Below are 20,319 nucleotides of genomic sequence, written 5' to 3'. Positions count from 1 at the left end.
TATGACTACAGAAACATTGACGCCCCGCAAAACCATTGATAAAGGGCTTTTTCTGATCGTGCTGACGCTGATGCTGTTTGGCATCGTGATGGTGTACAGTGCGAGCAATGTGATTGCCGAACAAAAATTTGGCAGCAGTACGCATTTTCTGGTCAATCAGTTTTTGCGTGCGATGATGGGAATCGTGATCCTGATGTTTGCCGCCAAATACGATTATCATAATTATAAACGGCACACGATGATGATGCTTCTCATCGCGGGAGTGCTTTGTGCCGTGGTGCTCACGCTCGGTCAGCTCAAAGGAGCCGCCCGATGGTTGCAAGTCGGCGGGTTCGGTATTCAGCCTTCGGAAATAGCCAAAATCGCACTCGTGTTTTATGTCGCGGGTTATATGGATAGCAAAGGCGACCGCATTCGTGATTTCCAAAACGGTCTTTTACCGCCGCTCATCATGGCCGGCGTATTTGCTGTTGCGATTATTCTGCAGCCCAATTTCAGTACGGCTGCCGTCGTCATGGGTATGGTTATCCTGATGCTCTTTATCGGGGGCATGGACATCAAACACTTGGGAATGATGGCGGCCGTGGCGATTCCGGTTGCGCTACTGACGGTCATACTCAGTCCGTATCGCCGCGCACGATTGATGGCTTTCCTTGATCCGACGGCTGACATGCAAGGCAGCGGTTATCAGATCAAACAGTCGCTCATCAGTTTTGCCAATGGCGGGCTCACGGGGGTCGGCGTAGGGCAAGGTCAGCAGAAGTTGTTATTTTTGCCGGAACCGTTTACGGATTTTATTTATTCGATCATCGGCGAAGAAATGGGGTTCATCGGCGCTGTACTGGTGCTCGGATTGTTTATTGTTTTTCTTTTCCGTGCGATCAAAACTGCACGCACAGCGCCCGATATGTACGGCTTTTATTTAGCGACAGGTATTATCATCAGCATTGTCGTGTATGCACTGGTCAATGCGGGTGTGGCGGTAGGTGTATTTCCGACCACGGGCTTACCGATGCCCTTTATCAGCTACGGCGGTACTTCGTTGCTCTTCACCTGTTTTCTCGTGGGTGTATTGTTAAATATTTCTTCGCAAACGGTGAGCAAAGATGAAGCGATGAAAGCAACGGCGCCGGAATATGCGATGCGAAGCCGATTCACGGAAAATTTTAATGTCGGCGGTGAAATCGGCGAAGAGGAAGAATATTCGACCGATACGACACCGGTACCGACAAAAAAAGCACCGGCGAAAAAAGCCGTTCGCACCAATATCGTCGGTATGGACATGTCCTGATGGCGTCGCGTGTGATCATAGCGGCCGGTGGCACCGGCGGACACGTATTTCCAGCGCTGGCCATCGGTGAAGAAATCCGGGCGCAAAAACCGGAGACGGAAATTTTGTTTATCGGTACGAATCGCGGTTTGGAAGAGCGCGTCATTCCGGCTGCGGGATTTAGATTGAAAACGATAGTGATGAGCGGCGTGCAACGCAGTTTGCATCCGCGCGATGTTCTTAGAAATCTGGTGATGCCGTTCAAAGTGTTATTCGGGCTGCTTCAATCAATAACCGTGATGTGGACGTTTCGCCCGCATGTCGTGATCGGATGCGGCGGTTACGTGACCGGGCCGATAGTGCTTTTGGCGGCGCTGTTTCGTAAAAAAATAATTTTGCAGGAACAAAACAGCCGTCCCGGCCGAACGACACTGAGTCTTGCGCGTTGGGCTGACGCGATTCATCTCACGTACGAAGATGCGCAACGGTTTTTTGATCCCAAACGCAAACTTATGATGAGCGGTAACCCTTTGCGCAAAGGATTTGCCCGTCAGGATATGGCGGCCGCCCGTGCGGCGTTGGGATTGGACAGCGGAAGAAACACATTGCTTGTACTGGGCGGAAGCCTCGGCGCCCGTGCGGTAAATGCGGCATTACTTAAAATCATGGATACGTTATTGCAAGACGATAACATACAGGTTCTTTGGCAAACGGGAAAACCGGATTATGAAAATGTACGGGATACGATGAAACCCTATTCGCAAGTGCAGGTACATGCTTTCATTGACAATATGATCGGCGCGTATTCGGCGGCGGATACAGTTTTATGCCGGGCGGGTGCCATGACGTTATCAGAGATCACTATGATGGGTTTGCCGGCCGTACTTGTGCCGTATCCTTTTGCGGCGGACAATCATCAGGAATATAATGCCCGCTCCTTATCGGATCGCGGCGCGGCGATGACGCTATTGCAAACCGATCTGAATGAACAACTTTTACCGGCGTTGCGAAAGATGATGCAAGATCAAGCATATCGCCGTGCGATGGCTGAAGCCAGTTATGCACTGCGCCAACCGGATGCGGCACAAAACATTGTACGGCACATGTTTAGTCTAGAAGGAGTTCGTGCGTGATTCGACCGATACAACATATTCACTTCATCGGCATCGGCGGCATCGGCATGAGCGGACTTGCCGAAGTGGTATTCCGTCAGGGTTATAAAGTGAGCGGATCGGATAAGGCCTTCAATGAACAAACGGCGCACCTTCAGAAATTAGGCGTTACGTGTTATGAAGGGCATCGTGCGGAACAAGTGCACGCCGATCTTGTAGTATACACCGCGGCCGTGCATGAAGATAATCCCGAGATCATCGAAGCCAGGCGAAAGCATATTCCGATGATCAAAAGGTCGGCGCTGTTGGGTGAATTTCTTCGCGGAAAAAAAGGAGTCGCGGTAGCCGGAACGCACGGTAAAACGACGACCAGTGCCATGATCGGCATGATGCTGGAGTATGCAGGATTGGACCCGACCATGTTCATTGGCGGTGTAGTCCGGCAGCTGGGCACCAATGCTAAACTTTCCGACTCGGCTTGGGTGGTGGTTGAAGCGGATGAATATGATCGCTCGTTTTTAGAATTGCATTCGCATATCGCGGTGATCAATAATATCGAATCGGATCACCTTGACATCTACCGCGATCTGGACGATATCACGGGCGCGTTTACGCAGTTTGCTAAACAGACTTCGTTTTTGGGTGCGGTGATCGGCAATGCGGATGATCCGGTCGTCGTGGAAGTGCTAAGGCAGTGCGGTAAACGTACGATGACTTTCGGTTTATCGGAAGCGGCTGATCTTCGCGCGGCAAATATCGAAACAAAATTTTGCGAATTACATTTTGATGTTCTTTTACAATCAAAAAAGATCGAACGCATGATGTTGCCGATGAGCGGCACGCACAATATTAAGAATGCACTGGCGTGTATCGCAGCCGGTTTGATGTGCGAAGTGCCTGTAGCGCGTATCGCTGAAAGTCTGGCCAAGTTTGGCGGGACTGGACGGCGATTTGAGCGGCTCGGGGAAAAAGACGGAGTTCTTTTTATTGATGATTATGCGCATCATCCGACGGAAATACGCGCAACGCTTGAAGGTGCGCGGGACGGCGCCGGCGGACGAAAAATCATCGCTGTGTTTCAACCGCATCTTTTTTCGCGCACACGGGATTATTTTGAAGATTTTGCGTCGGCATTTACGGCAGCCAACGAAGTGATACTGACGGAAATTTATCCGGCGCGTGAAATGCCGATACCGGGCATCACCGGAGAGAAATTGTACGAAACAACGAAAAAAAATCATGCGCATGTCACGTTCGTCGGCGATAAAGCCAAACTATCAGAGGCCATTCGTAAAGCGGCAAAACCGGGTGATATCGTGATCACGATGGGTGCGGGGGACATTACGCACATTGGGCGTCAGATGGTGCGCGGCGTATGAAAACGACAGAGGATATGCGTTCCGGATTTCGCGGACGCTGGACGGAAAACGTTTTACTCTCGGATAAAACTTGGTACAAAATCGGTGGACCATGTATAGCATGGTGCGAACCGGATGATATAGAAGATCTCAAATATTTGCTGCGCATGTGCAAAAAAAATAACATCGGTTTTTTTGTGCACGGCAAAGGCAGTAATCTGTTAGTCAGTGATCGCGGTATTTCAGGGATCGTGATAGATCTCGAAAAAGCATGTTCTTTTACACAATTTGAAAAAACACAGGTAACCGTCGGCGCAGGTGTATATATGCCCAAGCTGGTGCTTGAGTGTGAACGTCAGGGACTCGCAGGAATCGAAATGTTTGCGGGGATTCCCGGAACTGTCGGTGGCGCGATACGGATGAATGCGGGTTGCCACGGCAAAGAAATGTTTGACGTGCTGACAGAGGTAACTACTCTCGAAGACAATGTTTTAGTCACGCGCAGCAAATCGGATGTTCGATACGCGTACCGTCATGTCGAGACATTGGAAAAGCCGGACACGGTGATCGTATCAGGTAAGATGGTTCTGGAGTATGGTGATAAAGAAGCGTTGGCTGAAAAACGAAAAGCATATATGGAGAAAAGGCGCCTGACGCAGCCGATCAATTTGCCCAGCAGCGGCAGTGTTTTTAAAAACCCGGCGGGTCATCATGCGGCGCGATTGATCGAAGAAGCCGGGCTCAAAGGGTTTCGAATCGGCGGGGCAAGTGTATCGGAAAAACATGCCAATTTTATAGTCAATGAAGGCAAAGCGAAAGCTGCCGATGTTCTCGAAATTATTAAACACATTCGACAAACGATTGCACAGCGCAATGGTATTCGTCTGGAAACGGAAGTTAAGTTTGTCGGATTTAATCACGAAGAATTAGACGGGATTACGGATTAACGGCGCAGCGATGCGCAAACGTACCTAAACTATGATACGAAAAAAACGCGAAGTGGCACAGGTCGATTTGTTTGTGAAGGAAAATATCCTTCCGGAGGAACCTTCGTTTTTGTCTAAATCGGCCGAAACAGGACACACCGAAAACAAAGAAACCGTGATCAAGAAGATTCAAATTGAGCGGACGTTTAAAAATCCGATTCTGATGGGCGAATTTAACGGAACCGCCGAACATAAAAAAGACGAGTCCACTGAAAACGCGGTGCGCGAAATTCACAAACGCGATGAAGTGACAGCGGAAGAGATATCCATTCGTGCATCGGTTAGCCAACCGACGGAAGAGATCAGCCTGGATAAAGTGTTTGGTCGGACCGAACAAGCGGAAGCCGATGCCATCCCGGCGGCAGCGGAAGAGGTGAAAGAAAATTCCGGACCGTACGATGAGATTATAGCTATTGCGGCTGAAGAACCTCAACCGCAGGCGGTCACGCTGTCGGAAAATTCTGAGGATGAATCCCAAGAAGCGGTTGAAGTTCACACCAAACCCGGAATTATTCCCAAAGAGGCCAAACCGAAGATCATCAATCGTGATTTTTCGGAAGGTTTTTATCTGACGGAAGAAGCGCGCATCAAAGCCGAGGAAGCCAAACGTGCCCGAAAACAAGAGCGGCGCGCGCGTCGAATCAATAAACTTGCCGTCAAAACGGTTTCGGTGTTGTTACTGCTGTTTTTTGTTATGGTGCTTTTTAACTGGCAGGAATGGGTGGTTAATTCGTCACTTTTCTCGTTACGCAATGTGTACGTGCAAGGCAATCTGATCGGCAGTAAAGAAGATATTATCAAGGCGGCGGATCTGGATATGGGACGGCGTTTGGCGGAAATCGATCTGACCAAAACCGCAGATCGCATCAAAATGAATCCGCTTTTTGAGCATGTGGCGGTAAGCCGTAACTATCCGTCCAGCGTCGTGATTACGGTCAAAGAACGCGAGCCGTTTGCTTTTTTGCCGATGGACGAATTGTATCCTGTAGATGCGAACGGATTTGTGTTGCCCAAATTGAAAGCGCGGATGATTTACAATCTTCCGGTGATTTCCGGTATGACCGGCGTGGCGCAACCGGGCAAAAAATTTAAAAATGACCGTTTGCCGCTGGCGTTACAATTTCTTGCAAAGGCTAAAGAGGCCGATGAATCTTTGTTTTACGATATATCGGAAGTGGTCGTCAATAAAAAAGACATGACGGTATTTTTGAATTCACTGCATGTCGCTTTTCGCATAGAGGACGAAGAACTTATGCGTGCGGCTGTTTATCTTTCAGCGGCGGCGCAGCACTTCAAACAAGAAGATGACGCGGTCAAGGGTACGCGCGAAGTGGATCTGCGATACAACGGGCAAATTTTTCTTAGGAATTAGCATAGATAAAACATAGGTGATATTATGAAAAATCGCATTGTGGTTGGTCTCGATATCGGTACCACCAAAATCGCGGCGCTGATCGCCGAGGTCGGCGGAAAAGAAATTAAAATCAAAGGTGTCGGTACATGCCCGTCGGTCGGACTCCGGCGCGGTATGGTGGTCAATATCGAACATACTGTCGAATCCATCAAAAAAGCCATGCAGCAGGCCGAACTCATGGCCGGCATTCAGGCGGAATCGGTGTACGTCGGCATAGCCGGAGATCACGTTCGCGGAATCAATAGCCACGCTGTCGTAGCGGTCGGTCGCGACGATCGCGAGATCACCGAAGACGATGTGCGTCGCGTGATTGATGCCGCCAAAGCCATCAATATGCCGATGGATCGTGAAATCATTCACGTCATCCCGCAAGAATTTATCGTTGATAAACAAGAAGGTATTCAAAATCCGATCGGTCTTACCGGTACGCGCCTTGAAGTGGAAGCGCATGTCGTGACGGGCGCCGTCGCTTCGGCACAAAATATTTATCGTTGTGTCGAACGCGCGGGATATAAAGTCAAAGATTTAGTGTTAGAACCGCTGGCGTCAAGTTACGCCGTACTCGAAACGGATGAGCAAGAGTTGGGAGTCGTACTGATTGATATCGGCGGCGGTACGACGGATATCGCGATGTTTTTTGACGGCAGCATTCGTAATACGGATATGCTCGGTATTGCCGGACAAGCCGTGACCAATGATGTGTCAATTTGTTTAAAAATACCCTATGACAAAGCGGAAGAAATAAAGAAGAAACACGGGTGCGCAATGGCTTCGCTCGTGGATGAAACGGAAAGTATTCTGATACCGGGAGTCGGTGGGCGCGATGCGCGGCGTGAAAATCGCCAGTTTCTCTCGAAAGTCATCGAAGCGCGCATGATGGAAATTTTTAATCTGGTGCGCTCCGTTATCGAAAAAAGTAAGTTGCGCAGTATGATGAATGCCGGTGTTGTACTCACGGGCGGCGGTTCGCTGCTGGAAGGGTCGGCGGAATTGGCAACGGAAATTTTCCAGTTGCCGGTACGTATCGGTTCACCGCGCGGTTTCGGCGGACTCATGGATGCCGCCAATAGCCCGATCTATGCAACAGGTATCGGATTGATTCACTACGGTATCCAAAAAGAAAAATCGGGCGATGACGATATGGAAGACGAAGGTGACGAAACACCTCCGGAAGGTCCGACGGAGGGCGATCCGGGGGAAACGCATACGGACGCTTTGGAAATGCAAAGCCAAACCGGTGAATACCAGGCGCCCTTGTATCAGAAAATTTCCAAAAAGATGAAACGCTGGACGGAAGAATTTTTTTAAAAATTAATATAATACTCATTTCACCAACCTCTCCCATGGAGGATTATTATGATTACTTATGAAGAAGCCCGCGAATACGGTGCCAAAATGCGCATCGTCGGCATCGGTGGCGGCGGATGTAATGCCGTCAATACGATGATCGCGTCCACGCTGTCCGGCGTCGAATTTGTCGCGATCAATACCGATGTGCAGGCCTTAGAGCGCAATCAAGCGCACCACAAAATCCAGATCGGAAAAAATCTGACACGCGGTCTTGGTGCCGGTGCAGATCCGGAGCTCGGCAAACGGGCCGCCGAAGAAGACATGGATCAGATCAAAGCGATTTTAGACGGCACGGACCTCGTATTTATTACATGCGGCATGGGTGGCGGTACGGGTACCGGCGCCGCACCGATCGTGGCTTCAGTCGCTAAAAGTATGGGCGCACTGACGATCGGTATCGTGACAAAACCGTTTAACTTTGAAAAAGAGAAACGTATGCGTCAGGCGTTGCGCGGCGTCGAAGAGCTCCGCAAAAACGTGGATACGCTGATCGTGATTCCCAACGAAAAAATTCTGATGGTCATGCCCAAAAATACACCGTTCATTCAGGCATTTCGTACCGCTGACGACGTACTGTATCGTGCGACCAAAGGTATCGCCGATTTGATTTCCAATACCGGTTATGTCAATGTGGATTTTGCCGATGTCAAGCGCGTCATGAGCGGCGCTGGCGATGCGATCATGGGCATGGGTGTCGGTTCCGGCGAGGGTCGTGGTGAAATGGCGGTCAAACAAGCCATCAATAGCCCTCTCCTGGAAGAAACGAGTATCGAAGGTGCAACCGGCGTATTGCTCAATCTGACCTGCCCTCCGGATTTTACAACGGAAGAAGTAGATCAGATTTCCAATATGATCACCGGTGTCGCCGGCGAAGAAGCGGATGTGATCTGGGGTTATTCGGTGGACGAAAATCTCAAAAACGAAGTGCACGTCACGGTTATCGCCGCCGGTCTCAATAAACATCGTTATACCAAATCCGTTGCCCCGGAGATGCCGACTTCGGCTTCTGAACAAGCGCAGCAACCGATGACCTTGCGGACGAAGAAAAATCCGCATGATTATTATGAGCATTTGAAAGAACTCAAAGAGCAGAAATACGGTAAACTGGATCAGCCGGCATACGAGCGTATGAAAGAGAGCGAACCCGTTGCGGAAGAAGACGATTTTCTGTCCAAGACCGGAACGGATGCACAGGATGACAGCGCCATACCGGCTTTTTTGCGTAATGCCGCTCGTCAACGAAAGATGTAAAAAATATAAACGTCTTTTCTCTCAAAAAGACAGGGTTAAGCCGTTATTGGAATGTTCCATTAGCGGCTTTTTTATTTGTTTAATTTTATCACGCAAGGATTGTATATGAAGTTCATTGAATCTAATGTCAGAGGGCGGGTTCTGATTTTTTAATATTAGAAACGAAGGATGGATCACTTTTTATACGATCACTTAGATAAACTTAGTGATCAAGATTGCATGTGCGAGATTGAACAAAAGAGATTTTCATCGTATAGTGATGAAATCTTGATACGATTTTGTTGTCTGATTAATACGGATTATACACGGTATGAAAAAGTGGTTCACATTAGATCGTAAACTTTCTACAGAGGTACTGCATCTGGCGCTTCCGGTGGTTGCAGGGCTTGCATCCATTACGGCGATAGGTCTGACGGATACGATCATGGTGGGCCGACTCGGCGCAACGGCGTTGGCTGCAACCGGTCAAGCCGTTATGGTGTTTTGGACCGTCAATTGGGTTCTCCGCTCCGTCGAATTGGCAACGCAAGCGATCAGTGCGCGCCGATTTGGTGAAGGGCAACTCCCGGCTTGTGGCGAAGTACTGCATCATGCGCTGGTGTTTTCACTAACGTTGAGTTTTTTCTCAATGATCGTTTTGTATAGCATGGCGCCCCGGTTGACACGATGGATATCAGCTAATGAAGAAGTAGCCTCTTTGGCGACGGGATACATCCGTGTTTTATTTGCGACGCTTTGGTTGTCGGGGATGTTCTTTGCATTGCGCGGTTTTTTCAGCGGTATCGGTCGCACACGGGTATTTCTTATGTCGGCGGGCATATTATTCACGGCCAATTTGTGCGGCAATTATATGTTTATCTATGGCCATTGGGGTGCGCCTGCAATGGGCGTATCCGGTGCAGCCGTCGGCTCGGCGCTTTCCATGATATGCGGATTTTCTTTTCTTATTTTATACACGTTTTGGCATCGTAAAAAAACATTAGCCGATTATGAATTATTTTCCGGTGCAAAGTGGCGCTGGGAATTGGTCGGAGAGATTGCCCGGCTGGCTTGGCCCAATATGTTTCGTGGCGTGATGGTCATCGGCGGATTGTTGGTGTTTTATGCTATGGTGGATCGGGTCGGTGTCGCGCAAGCCGCTGTAGTTAATCTGGTGATCAATATTCAATCGGTTTCATTTATGCCGGGATATGGTTTCGGAATTGCCGCCGCGACGATGATCGGTCACAGTCTTGGCGCCGGTAACACTGAACGCGCCGAACGTGCAGGTTACGAAGCGATGAAACTCGGTATTATATTTATGGGAAGCGTGGGCATTTTATTTCTCGTCGCACCGGAATGGGTCGTGCGTGTATTTACGGATGACGAAGAAGTGATGAAGTATGCGATTGGCCCGCTGCGGCTTGTCGGAATAGTGCAAATCGTAGATGCAGCCGGGATGGTTTTATCAACGGCGCTTGAGGGCGCAGGGCAAACGCGATGGGTGATGATGATGGAAATTTTGGTTAACTGGGGTGTTTTTTTGCCGCTGACTTATTTGCTTACATTTACTCTGAATCTGCGAAACTACGGGCCGTGGATAGCGTGGGGTGTTTACATCACATTGTTTGGTGTACTTAGTTTTATAAAATTCAATCGCGGCTCTTGGAAACTTGTGCGTTTGTAAACGAATGCAGCGATTGCACTTTTCATCGTTTGTTAGTACAATAAATCCATCGCACTTCGCTTTGACACCTCTCGTTGATCTATTTAACCGAGGATAAAAAATCATGCTACAAGATTTGGCTGTTCAATCATTTCTGATGGGACTTTTGAGCGCTGCATCGTTGCCTCTGGGAGCGATTATCGCCATGTATTGGACACCCAAAGATCGCGTGGTCGCAGCGATGATGGCATTTGGCGGAGGCGCGTTATTAGCTGCACTGACCATTGATTTAGTAGCCGAGTCCTTACGCAAAGGTGAATTTTATCCTTTGGCCGCCGGTTGTATCGGTGGCGGGCTACTTTTTGTTCTGCTTAATAAAATCGTCAATGACAACGGTGGTTTTCTTCGTAAAGCGGCGACGACGATGCAGCATTTGAATAAACTTAAACTTCGGAGTTATCAATCGTTTTATCGCCGTTTGAGCAAGGTTCCGCTGTTTCAGATTCTTCCGCCCGAAGAACTCACCGCGTTGGTACGTACCGTCAAAACACATCGTTTCAAAAAAGACGAATGTATTCTTCGCCAGGGTGATCCCGGCGAAAGCATGTTTGTCATTCAATCAGGCGACGTGCTCATCACCGATCCTAAGCAAAATAATCGCACCATTGCGACATTGCGTGCGTCGGATGTGTTTGGTGAAATGGCGTTAATCACCGGTGAACCGCGGACGGCTTCCGCAACGGCCCAGACGGATGTGTTGGCGTGGGAGATTCACAAAAAAGATTTTGATTTTTTAATACGCCAGTCACCTGTGCTCGCTGCGGCGATGCACAGTTTGGTAGAAACGCGTTTAGCCGATCTGAAAGAACACGGTCCGGTCAGTGATGAACATGCCGAAGCGTGGTATGATGATGCCACGCATCATTTGGAGGCGCATATGCAACCTCCGACGGCACAAGAAGTCAAACAAGTTTCGGAATCGCATGGAGGCGCACCGCTCGCGATATGGCTCGGTATCTTTTTGGACGGCATTCCGGAATCGCTTGTCATCGGTTCCAGTATGCTCCATGCTTCGATCAGTTTTTCGCTTCTGGCCGGATTGTTCTTATCCAATTTCCCGGAAGCATTGTCCAGTTCCGTCGGTATGCGTCAACAAAAGTACAGCGGGCAAAAAATCTTTTGGATGTGGATGTCGCTTATGATTGCGACCGGGATTGGCGCGTACTTCGGTAATTTGTTTTTTGCCGAAGCACCGCTGTTTCTCTTTGCGCTTGTCGAAGGATTGGCCGCCGGTGCGATGCTCACCATGATTGCAGAAACCATGTTACCGGAGGCGTTTCACAAAGGCGGTTCTGTGACCGGGTTGTCCACACTATTTGGCTTTTTAGCAGCCATCTTCTTCAAAACTTTGGAATGAAAAGAGACCTCGCTTTTCGGTGCAACTTTTTCGGCACGGACTTCGTAAGCGAATGGTAATCGTCTAATCCGTTCAAGCCCGTCATATATATATTTACTTCATATTCGGATCCCAAAAAAATACCGGAGACCCAAATGGTGCGTACTTTTTTTCTGTTCATCTTTGCCGGCCTTTCACTGTGGGGACAAACGTCCTCTCTCGCGAATAAAACCGCGACGATGAAAAAATACGACGGATACATTCCGTATTATTGGGATGAAAAATCCGGAAAAATTTTTTTAGAAGTCGAACGATGGGACAATGACTTCATTTACATCGTAGGGCTTTCGCACGGCGTTGGTTCCAATGATATCGGTTTGGATCGCGGGCAGATCGGCGGTAGTCGTTTGGTTCGTTTTACCCGTGTCGGCCCCAAAGTGCTTTTGATCGAATCCAATACGTATTATCGCGCCAATTCCGACGACCCGCGTGAACGGCAAGCCGTACGCGAATCATTTGCCGAATCAATTTTGTGGGGATTTACGGTCGACGCCGAAGAAGGACGCCGCGTGCTGGTGGATGCCACGTCTTTTTTTATGCGGGATGCGCACGATGTGGCCGGTTCGCTCAAAAGTACGCAGCAGGGAAATTATCAGGTGGATGCTTCGCGCAGTGCGATGTATATGGAGCGAACCAAAAACTTTCCTCGCAATTCGGAGTTTGATGCCGTATTGACGTTTACCGGCGGCCCGGCCGGCGAATGGTTGCGCTCCGTGACACCTTCGCCCGATGCGGTGACTGTTCATCAGCATCATTCGTTTGTGCAGTTACCGGATCCGGGTTATCAACCGCGTTGGCATGATCCGCGCGCCGGTATGATTTGGGTCGAATTTCACGACTATGCGACACCGATCGCGGAACCGATCAAAAAACGCTGGATCACGCGCCACCGTTTAGAGAAAAAAAATCCGGCTGCTGAAAAATCCGAAGCGGTAAAGCCGATCGTATATTATGTGGATGGTGGCACACCGGAACCGATTCGTTCCGCTCTTCTGGAGGGCGCATCATGGTGGAACGAAGCTTTTGAATCCGCCGGTTTTATCAACGCCTTTCAGGTCAAAGTATTACCGGACACGGCTGATCCGATGGATGTACGTTATAATGTCATTCAGTGGGTTCACCGTTCGACGCGCGGCTGGTCGTACGGTAATCCGATTACGGATCCGCGCACGGGAGAAATTATCAAAGGTCACGTTTCGCTCGGATCACTCCGTGTGCGACAGGATTATCTGATAGCCACAGGATTGCTTGCGCCGTTTGAAGAAGGTAAACCTGCCCCGAAAGCAATGGAAGCTATGGCACTGGCGCGATTGCAACAACTGTCCGCACACGAAGTCGGACATACACTCGGATTTCAGCATAACTTTGCCGCCAGCGTTTCCGAACGTGCTTCGGTGATGGATTATCCCCATCCGCTGATCTCGTTCACGCCGGAAGGGAAAATCAGTTTAGATAATGCGTACGCTACGGGCATAGGCGCATGGGATAAAGCTACGGTACGGTTTGCTTACGCAACGTTTAAAGACGCCGCTTCGGAAAAAGAAGGATTACGTGCGATCATAGATCAAAGCCGCAAGCAAGGTCTCACGTACATCACGGATACGGATGCACGGCCGCGCGGCACAGCGCATCCCACGGCGCATCTTTGGGATAATGGTACCAATGCCGCGGACGAACTCCTACGTATTATGAAGATTCGTGCGAAAGCCCTTGGTAATTTTTCAGATCGCGTTATTCGCGTTGGCGAACCCAACAGTACGATCGAAGAAGTATTGGTACCGATCTATTTATTGCATCGTTATCAAACCGATGCGGCAGCTAAAATCATAGGCGGCTTGCATTATGAATATACGCTGCGTGGTGACGGAAGTGTACCCGCGTATCCGGCAACCGATCAAGAGCAAGAACGTGCATTATCGGCAGTTCTCAGTACCATCGAAACTTCGGCTTTAACTTTACCCGAACATATCATTAAGATTATCCCTCCGCGTGCGGATGGATACGATATGCATCGCGAATTATTCCCGCGTCGAACCGGTATTATGCTTGATCCTTTGACGATCGCAGAGACAGCCGCCGAACATACGATCAGCGGACTTTTGCATCCGCAACGTATGAACCGCTTACTGGAACAAAAACGCCGGGAAGTTTCTAAGATTGATGCCGCTGCCGTGTTGGATAGCCTTATCAACCGCACCATTAAAAAACAAGTTACTAATACTGCCGAAGCGGAGGTACAGCGTACGATCAATTATGTAGCTTTGTATCAGTTATTTTATTTGGCTAATTCCGGCGAAGCCCAGCCGCAAATCCAGGCGATAACACGGAGTAAGATCAATGCTCTGGGGCAATGGGTTGCCAACCAAAAAACTACCGGTGCATGGAAAATCCACTATGAAGAGGTAGCTCGATTGATTCGAGAATTTAATGATGAACCAAAAAGTTTTGTACTGCCTTACAAGCCTAAACCAGCACCACCGGGCGCGCCGATCGGTTCGTGTGATTTTGAATAGCATAAAAAAACCACGGTTAGTTGCCGTGGTTTTTTTATATCTATAAACTTTGTTAGTGCCATGCACCGATGATCGCACCCATCACGATAAATGTGACAACCCAATAGGCACCATTGATAAACCACTGAAGTGTCGGGCGCTGCTCAAAAAGATAGACCACACCAAACGCGGGAGCAACCCAGCCGATACCCGTCGCTGCACCGGCCGCGATACCAAACGCCATATCGCTTTGGGGGCCGAGGAACATTCCTAAATTGATCGCCGCGATCAATGTCAGTAAAAAAGCACCGCCGTAAATTTTACCGGGATTGCCTTGTTTGACGGATTCTTCGGTCATACCGGCTACTTTCATCCAGGCATTGCCGAACATCAATGGCGAATACCAAATACCGCCGAGCACAAAGGCCGAAATACTGGCTACGATAATGGCCAGCCAATTCAGTGAATTAAATGCACTTGCCATGTCCATACATCATTCCTCCGTTTGAATAAAAAAATGCGGGTACTTTTTTAAATACGATCGCAAGTTAAACGCAATATGGAAGCACTGCAAAGGTTATTCTACTCAAACCGAAAAAACGCGAACTGAAACCGGAAAATACGATGCTGAATCGGAGTGAAATTTTTGCACAAAGCATGAATAGTATGTAGATTAGCAAATCATGGAGCCGCTAAACGAGGAAAATATTGATCAGGAATTGAATGATCGCACAATACGTGTGATTATGATTCCTTTTTTCGGCATAGTGATTCCCAATATCACAGGCATGATAGATAATAGCGTCTTTACCGTTAATCAACTCGTTTTGCACTATCTCTATTTTATGTTTATCGCGTTTGCGATTTGGCATGGTAATCGGTATTTGTTATTTCGTTTACGCATTCGGTTTTCATGGCTCAGTCAGCCGATGTATAAAGTGCTCGCATTGATGGTTTCCAATATGTTTTATACCGTACCGATTGCAGTCGGACTGATGACGGCTTGGTATGTTTTTGCGCAGCACCGCAGTGCGGATTGGGACGTGATTTTCAAAGCGACAGCGCTATGCGTGGTGTGTGTGGTATTTATAACGCATACATATGAAACCGTCTTTCTTATCAAATCATGGGAAACTGATAAAACCAAAAGTGAGGCGCTTGAAAAGGCCAAAGCACAGGCGGAATTAGAAGCATTGAAAAATCAGATTGATCCGCATTTCATGTTCAATTCGCTTAATACGCTTTCGCACCTGATCGAACAGGATCCGCCCAAAGCGCGTATGTTTAACGACAACCTTGCGGAGGTTTTTCGTTATATTTTATATAACCGCAATCGTAATTTGGTCTTACTCAGTGAGGAGCTCTCTTTTGCTGAAAAATATTTTTCGCTACTGAAGATTCGTTTTGGTGAAAGTATCGGTTTGTATATTGCGGAGGATAGTGTTTCTCCGGATAATGTGCTGATTCCGCCGATATCACTTCAAATTCTATTGGAGAATGCGATCAAACATAACACGTTTTCCGATCAGCACCCGATGGCTATCACGATTCGGGTATCCGACCAAGCGGTCGTAGTGAACAATCCGATAAGAAAAAAAGTTCAGGTCAAAAATTCGTCGCGCACCGGGCTTGAAAATCTTAATGAACGTTACAAATTGATCATCGGACAAACGATCTATATTGAAGAAAGCATCGAAAATTTCACGGTTCACCTGCCTGTACTGATGACCGGTGCACATGCAGTGCCGTACTAAACGATCCATGTTATATGAATGTACTGATTATCGAAGACGAAAAACCTGCGGGTGAACGGTTGGTAGCGATGGTGCATGATTACGATCCGGCGATTCGTATCGTAGCGACACTCTACAGTGTAAAAGAAGCACGGGGTTGGTTTGCAAAACATAACGCACCCGACGTGATATTGGCGGATATTCAGCTCAATGACGGATTATCGCTGGAAATTTTCAAGGATACGGCGATCCATGCGCCGATCATTTTTACAACGGCATTTGATGAATATTTGATCAAAGCATTCGAATTTAACTCTATAGATTATCTTCTCAAACCGATACAAAAACCGAAACTGTTTCACGCGCTTGATAAATACGTGCGGCTTCGGCAACATTTCACCGGCAGTCTCTCCGATCTACTGGCACAGATGAGTCGCTCTTCCGAGCCTTCCTTGCAACGCATCGTCGTTCAGAAAGGAACGGATTTTATCGCGGTACCTATAAATGATGTAGCTTATTTTTTCACCGCACATAAAATGGTTTTTTTGGTTGACGTTCGTGGTAAAAAATTTATCGTTGATAAACCGTTGGCAGACTTGGAAGCGGCTTTGGATAAACAAACCTTTTTCAGACTCAATCGAAAGTATATTGCACGTATTTCGGCGATAGTTCGGTTTAAGCCGTACGAAAAAGGAAAAATCAAAGTTGAATTGCAGCCTGGTACATCGGAGGATATTATCGTGAGCCAGGAAAACGCGGCCGATTTTAAAAACTGGATGGGCAAATAAAAAAACCACGCCGAAGCGTGGTTTTATACATTCATATTGTTTCGAGTTAAACCAATTTTGCATCCAAAGTGATTTTGGTATTCAGTAATTTGGATATCGGGCAGTTGGCTTTTGCATCATTGGCGGCTTCTTGAAACTTTTCCGCTGTGCAGCCGGGCACTTTACCGGTAAGATCAAGATGTACCTGCGTTACCACACCGTCCTCAAAAGAAACGGTAGCTTTAGTGTCGAGGGCTTCGGCAGTTAATCCCATAGCGTTTAATACAAAACTTAGCTTCATCGTAAAACAACCCGCATGCGCCGCGCCGATCAATTCTTCCGGATTGGTGCCAACGCCGTTTTCAAAGCGCGTCCCAAACGAATATTGTGTTTTATTCAGTACGGTGCTTTGCGTGGACAGATCGCCTTTACCTTCTTTGCCTGTGCCTGCCCAATGGGCTTGTGCTGAACGTTTAATCAACGGCATAACTATTTCTCCTTGTTTGATCTAAGTTGGCATAGTATACGGATCGTCGCCTATTACGTGCAACGCAAATCATACTTGTTTTAAATGGCGATGTTTGGGGCGAATAAAATACATCGCAATCACGGCGTATAAAACAATCGCGATAATAGGTTCTATCCAGGCAAGCAAGGCCGCGACGGCATAAGCTCCGCTGCCAAGTATATATGAACGCCGGTTATATGTCTTAATGGTTTGTTTATCGTGCATTGGATCAAACAGGTCTGCTTTGGATGCATAACTTCGAAGAATAGGCAATACTCCGGCTGTAAGCGCCATGATCCATCCAAAAAGACTGACGGCTAATGCCTCATGAATGTATTCGCCCATCAGCGCGGTCGGAAATGGAATAAAAGATAATCCCATCAGAAAAATTCCGTTAAGACCCATGCAACGTGCATCGACCGATGTAAGACTGTGAAATAACCGGTGATGATTGATCCAGAAAATCATCACCACGGCAAAACTAATAACCCAACTGATAATTTTGGGTAGCAGGCCGACTAACGCATGGGTTAGCGATTGACCGGATGCATGCATATCCGGCACTTTGATTTCAAGTACGAGCAATGTAATGACGATAGCAAAAACGCCGTCACTGAGGGCTTCGGTTCGTGTTTTGGAAAATAACATAATGTACTCACAGGTATTAGTGGCCAAGCATTTCGATGACTAATTTTGCAGCTTCCGTGCCGCTGTTTTGTTGCTGGCCGGTGATAAGATGCCCGTCGCGAATGGCAAAAGGGAGGAACGCATTGTGAGTGATAAAATTGGTGTTATTCATTTTTCCGGCCTCGCTTTCAATACGAAATGGTTGAATTTTTTTACCCACCGCTTTGTCGGCAAAATCTTCTTCGCTGTTTGCAAACCCGGTCCATGTTTTTTCTTCGACCAGATATTGACCGTTGCTTAATTTAGCCTTAAGTAAGATGCACGTACCGTGGCATATTGCCGCCGACGGTTTACCGGATTCGTAAAATTTGGCAAACAGAGTATGCAGTTTAGTGTTGTCTATAAATGTATACATGGGTGATTGGCCGCCGCATACGAAGATCGCATCGTAGTTTTTTTCATTTATTTCATCCAAACGACGGGTTTTTTCTAACAGGACCATGCGCGATGGCGTATGAATAAAACCCATGCTGATCATATCGTGCGCCGAATAGCCGCTCGGATCGCGCGGATCACTGTAATTGTCAAATTCAATTTTACCGCCGTTAGGGCTGACGATTTCAACTTCGTAACCGGCTTCGATGAAAGCTAAGTACGGATGCGTGATCTCGGCCGCCCACACGCCGATCGGCCATCCGGTTTGTGCCGATACCGAAGAATTTGCCGCGACCATTAGTATGCGTTTTTTAGGTGACGATGTGTTGGGATCATGCTGACCGAAAACACAAACGGTATTGATCAATACGGCGATCCAAAATACTCTCATTATAGACTCCTCGTGCATTTTGTTGACTATAAAAATGTTTTGTACTCGATAAATATAATAGCTAACTTTCGTTCGTCAAGAACGCACCTTTGGGTGTGATACGCACTTTTGAGTGAGTATTGGTGTTATTGTTTTACTTACGTATCCAAAAAAAATCATGCCCGAATTTACAGCCAACGGGAAACGGTATAATAATCCGGTAGAATTTGCGCTTGGGAAAATCGGCGGAAAATGGAAGATTCCGATTCTTTGGCGTCTCAAAGACCGCGTATGGCGCTACGGCGAGTTAAAACGTGATTTAAAAAAAATAACCCACAAAATGCTGAGTGAACAACTGGATGAAATGGAAGCTGATGGTTTAATTTGTCGCGAAGTGTTTCCCGAGGTGCCGCCACGCGTCGAATACAGCCTTACGAATAAAGGCCGCACGGTTGTTCCAATTATCGAAGCACTACGTGAGCTCGGGTTGGCAATGATGAAAAGTGAAAATATCGAATAACGTGGGACTTACGGATGATCTATGATCTTATCTACAACTAAACTAGTTTTGATGATATGAACAAAGTATATACCAACGCGGAGTCTATTGATTTCCGTCTTGCCGATATTCCGGAACGTCCGGAACCTGAAAAACTTTTGATGTGCTCCCCTGACCATTTTAATGTGACCGAAGCGATTAATAATTTTATGACCGATACCGCCGGTCAAATGAATCAGGTGGATCGCCCGCTCGCGTTTCAGCAGTGGACCAATATTCGTTTTTTATACGAAGCTCTTGGGTATCGTGTACATACAATACGCGGTGAAGTAGGGCTTGAGGATATGGTTTTTTCGGCCAATCAAAGTTTTCCTTTTTGGGATCGCCATCAGGAAAAACCCGCGGTGATCATGAGTAATATGCGTAAAGATAAGCGCAAAGGGGAAGTGCCGTACTTCCAATCATGGTATCGCAAACAAGGCTACATGATTCACGAATTGAAAGGCGGCTGTTTCGAGTCCAACGGTGACGCGTTGTGGTTTCCCGAAAAACATCTGATCATTTCAGGCTTTGGAAGTACAACGCATCACCGCACCGATTTGCTGGCGTTGGAGCAAGTGGCGCGTATTACCGATGGGCCGGTGGTTGGGATCGAGTTGAAACATCCGGATTTTTATCATCTCAATACAACATTGGCGATCATAGATAAAGATGTATGCCTCGTTTATCCGCCCGGTGTCGGTGATCATGGCATGGCCATCCTGCGGCTATTCTTTAAAACTATTATTGACGTGAGTAAAGAAGAAGCATATGCGCCTAATTTTGCATGCAATGCATTTTCACCGGACGGAGAAATTGTATTTATTCAGGGCACGTGTGTGGAAACGATACATGCATTGGAAAAGCTGGGCAAAAGAGTTATCGGTGTAGATACTTCGGAATTTATAAAATCCGGCGGTTCGGTATTTTGTATGAAAATAAAAGTGTATTAAAAACGCAACGTCCGCACATGCGGCACGCCGTACAAAAAAACTTCATATAATGTT

The 20,319-nt window shown here is 47.6% G+C and carries 18 protein-coding genes; 14 read left to right on the top strand and 4 right to left on the bottom strand.

What is annotated here, in order from left to right:
* Position 1: 1 nt before the first annotated feature.
* The 10 genes from ftsW (at position 2) to HUU58_08575 (ending at position 14,355) form a co-directional block, all read left to right on the top strand.
* Entirely contained in the window at positions 2-1,291 is a 1,290-nt protein-coding gene (gene ftsW / locus HUU58_08620; protein NUN45732.1) for a putative lipid II flippase FtsW, read from the top strand.
* The gene (murG, locus tag HUU58_08615) at positions 1,291-2,403 is read left to right on the top strand and encodes an undecaprenyldiphospho-muramoylpentapeptide beta-N-acetylglucosaminyltransferase (protein NUN45731.1); all 1,113 of its coding nucleotides are present in this window, start codon (positions 1,291-1,293) and stop codon (positions 2,401-2,403) included. Before ftsW ends, murG begins: the two co-directional genes overlap by 1 nt.
* Positions 2,400-3,761 carry a UDP-N-acetylmuramate--L-alanine ligase gene (locus tag HUU58_08610; GenBank protein NUN45730.1) on the top strand — a complete coding sequence of 454 codons (1,362 nt, stop codon included), beginning with the start codon at positions 2,400-2,402 and terminating at the stop codon, positions 3,759-3,761. The genes murG and HUU58_08610 overlap by 4 nt, the downstream gene beginning before the upstream one ends.
* Positions 3,758-4,687, top strand: coding sequence for a UDP-N-acetylmuramate dehydrogenase (gene murB / locus HUU58_08605; protein NUN45729.1), 930 nt, complete (start codon positions 3,758-3,760; stop codon positions 4,685-4,687). The genes HUU58_08610 and murB overlap by 4 nt, the downstream gene beginning before the upstream one ends.
* Before the next feature lie 31 nt (positions 4,688-4,718).
* Positions 4,719-6,098, top strand: a complete 1,380-nt coding sequence (locus tag HUU58_08600) for an FtsQ-type POTRA domain-containing protein (protein ID NUN45728.1) — start codon at positions 4,719-4,721, stop codon at positions 6,096-6,098.
* A 24-nt stretch (positions 6,099-6,122) separates the two neighbouring features.
* Entirely contained in the window at positions 6,123-7,448 is a 1,326-nt protein-coding gene (gene ftsA, locus HUU58_08595; GenBank protein NUN45727.1) for a cell division protein FtsA, read from the top strand.
* A gap of 48 nt (positions 7,449-7,496) precedes the next feature.
* A complete protein-coding gene (gene ftsZ / locus HUU58_08590; protein ID NUN45726.1) occupies positions 7,497-8,741 on the top strand; it encodes a cell division protein FtsZ in 1,245 nt (414 codons plus the stop codon).
* A 310-nt stretch (positions 8,742-9,051) separates the two neighbouring features.
* Positions 9,052-10,407, top strand: coding sequence for an MATE family efflux transporter (locus HUU58_08585; GenBank protein ID NUN45725.1), 1,356 nt, complete (start codon positions 9,052-9,054; stop codon positions 10,405-10,407).
* 103 nt (positions 10,408-10,510) lie between these two features.
* Positions 10,511-11,803: a cyclic nucleotide-binding domain-containing protein gene (locus HUU58_08580; protein ID NUN45724.1), complete on the top strand. Its 1,293-nt coding sequence runs from the start codon at positions 10,511-10,513 to the stop codon at positions 11,801-11,803.
* A 218-nt stretch (positions 11,804-12,021) separates the two neighbouring features.
* Complete coding sequence (locus tag HUU58_08575; protein NUN45723.1) at positions 12,022-14,355, top strand: zinc-dependent metalloprotease; 2,334 nt, start codon at positions 12,022-12,024, stop codon at positions 14,353-14,355.
* Between the two features lie 52 nt (positions 14,356-14,407).
* On the opposite strand, the gene HUU58_08570 is transcribed toward HUU58_08575, so the two are convergent.
* The gene (locus tag HUU58_08570) at positions 14,408-14,818 is read right to left on the bottom strand and encodes a DUF1761 domain-containing protein (protein NUN45722.1); all 411 of its coding nucleotides are present in this window, start codon (positions 14,816-14,818) and stop codon (positions 14,408-14,410) included.
* A gap of 304 nt (positions 14,819-15,122) precedes the next feature.
* Between HUU58_08570 and HUU58_08565 the strand changes: the two genes are divergently transcribed.
* Both HUU58_08565 and HUU58_08560 read left to right on the top strand, forming a co-directional pair.
* Positions 15,123-16,088 (top strand): histidine kinase, encoded by a 966-nt coding sequence (locus tag HUU58_08565; GenBank protein ID NUN45721.1) that lies wholly within the window; start codon positions 15,123-15,125, stop codon positions 16,086-16,088.
* Positions 16,089-16,102: 14 nt separating this feature from the next.
* Entirely contained in the window at positions 16,103-16,855 is a 753-nt protein-coding gene (locus HUU58_08560) for a response regulator transcription factor (protein ID NUN45720.1), read from the top strand.
* A gap of 46 nt (positions 16,856-16,901) precedes the next feature.
* Here HUU58_08560 and HUU58_08555 read toward each other — a convergent pair whose 3' ends face one another.
* The 3 genes from HUU58_08555 to HUU58_08545 form a co-directional block, all read right to left on the bottom strand.
* Positions 16,902-17,321 (bottom strand): OsmC family protein, encoded by a 420-nt coding sequence (locus HUU58_08555; protein NUN45719.1) that lies wholly within the window; start codon positions 17,319-17,321, stop codon positions 16,902-16,904.
* Positions 17,322-17,390: 69 nt separating this feature from the next.
* The gene (locus tag HUU58_08550; protein NUN45718.1) at positions 17,391-17,990 is read right to left on the bottom strand and encodes a DUF1211 domain-containing protein; all 600 of its coding nucleotides are present in this window, start codon (positions 17,988-17,990) and stop codon (positions 17,391-17,393) included.
* A 16-nt stretch (positions 17,991-18,006) separates the two neighbouring features.
* Complete coding sequence (locus HUU58_08545) at positions 18,007-18,795, bottom strand: type 1 glutamine amidotransferase domain-containing protein (protein ID NUN45717.1); 789 nt, start codon at positions 18,793-18,795, stop codon at positions 18,007-18,009.
* A gap of 157 nt (positions 18,796-18,952) precedes the next feature.
* Between HUU58_08545 and HUU58_08540 the strand changes: the two genes are divergently transcribed.
* Both HUU58_08540 and HUU58_08535 read left to right on the top strand, forming a co-directional pair.
* The gene (locus HUU58_08540; GenBank protein ID NUN45716.1) at positions 18,953-19,294 is read left to right on the top strand and encodes a helix-turn-helix transcriptional regulator; all 342 of its coding nucleotides are present in this window, start codon (positions 18,953-18,955) and stop codon (positions 19,292-19,294) included.
* 56 nt (positions 19,295-19,350) lie between these two features.
* Positions 19,351-20,265: a hypothetical protein gene (locus tag HUU58_08535; protein NUN45715.1), complete on the top strand. Its 915-nt coding sequence runs from the start codon at positions 19,351-19,353 to the stop codon at positions 20,263-20,265.
* Positions 20,266-20,319 lie beyond the last annotated feature (54 nt).

It is taken from the genome of bacterium (assembly GCA_013360215.1).
Lineage (GTDB): Bacteria > CLD3 > CLD3 > SB21 > SB21 > JABWCP01.
The sequence above is the reverse complement of the archived record's forward strand: the minus strand, read 5'-3'. Positions and strand labels throughout refer to the sequence as shown.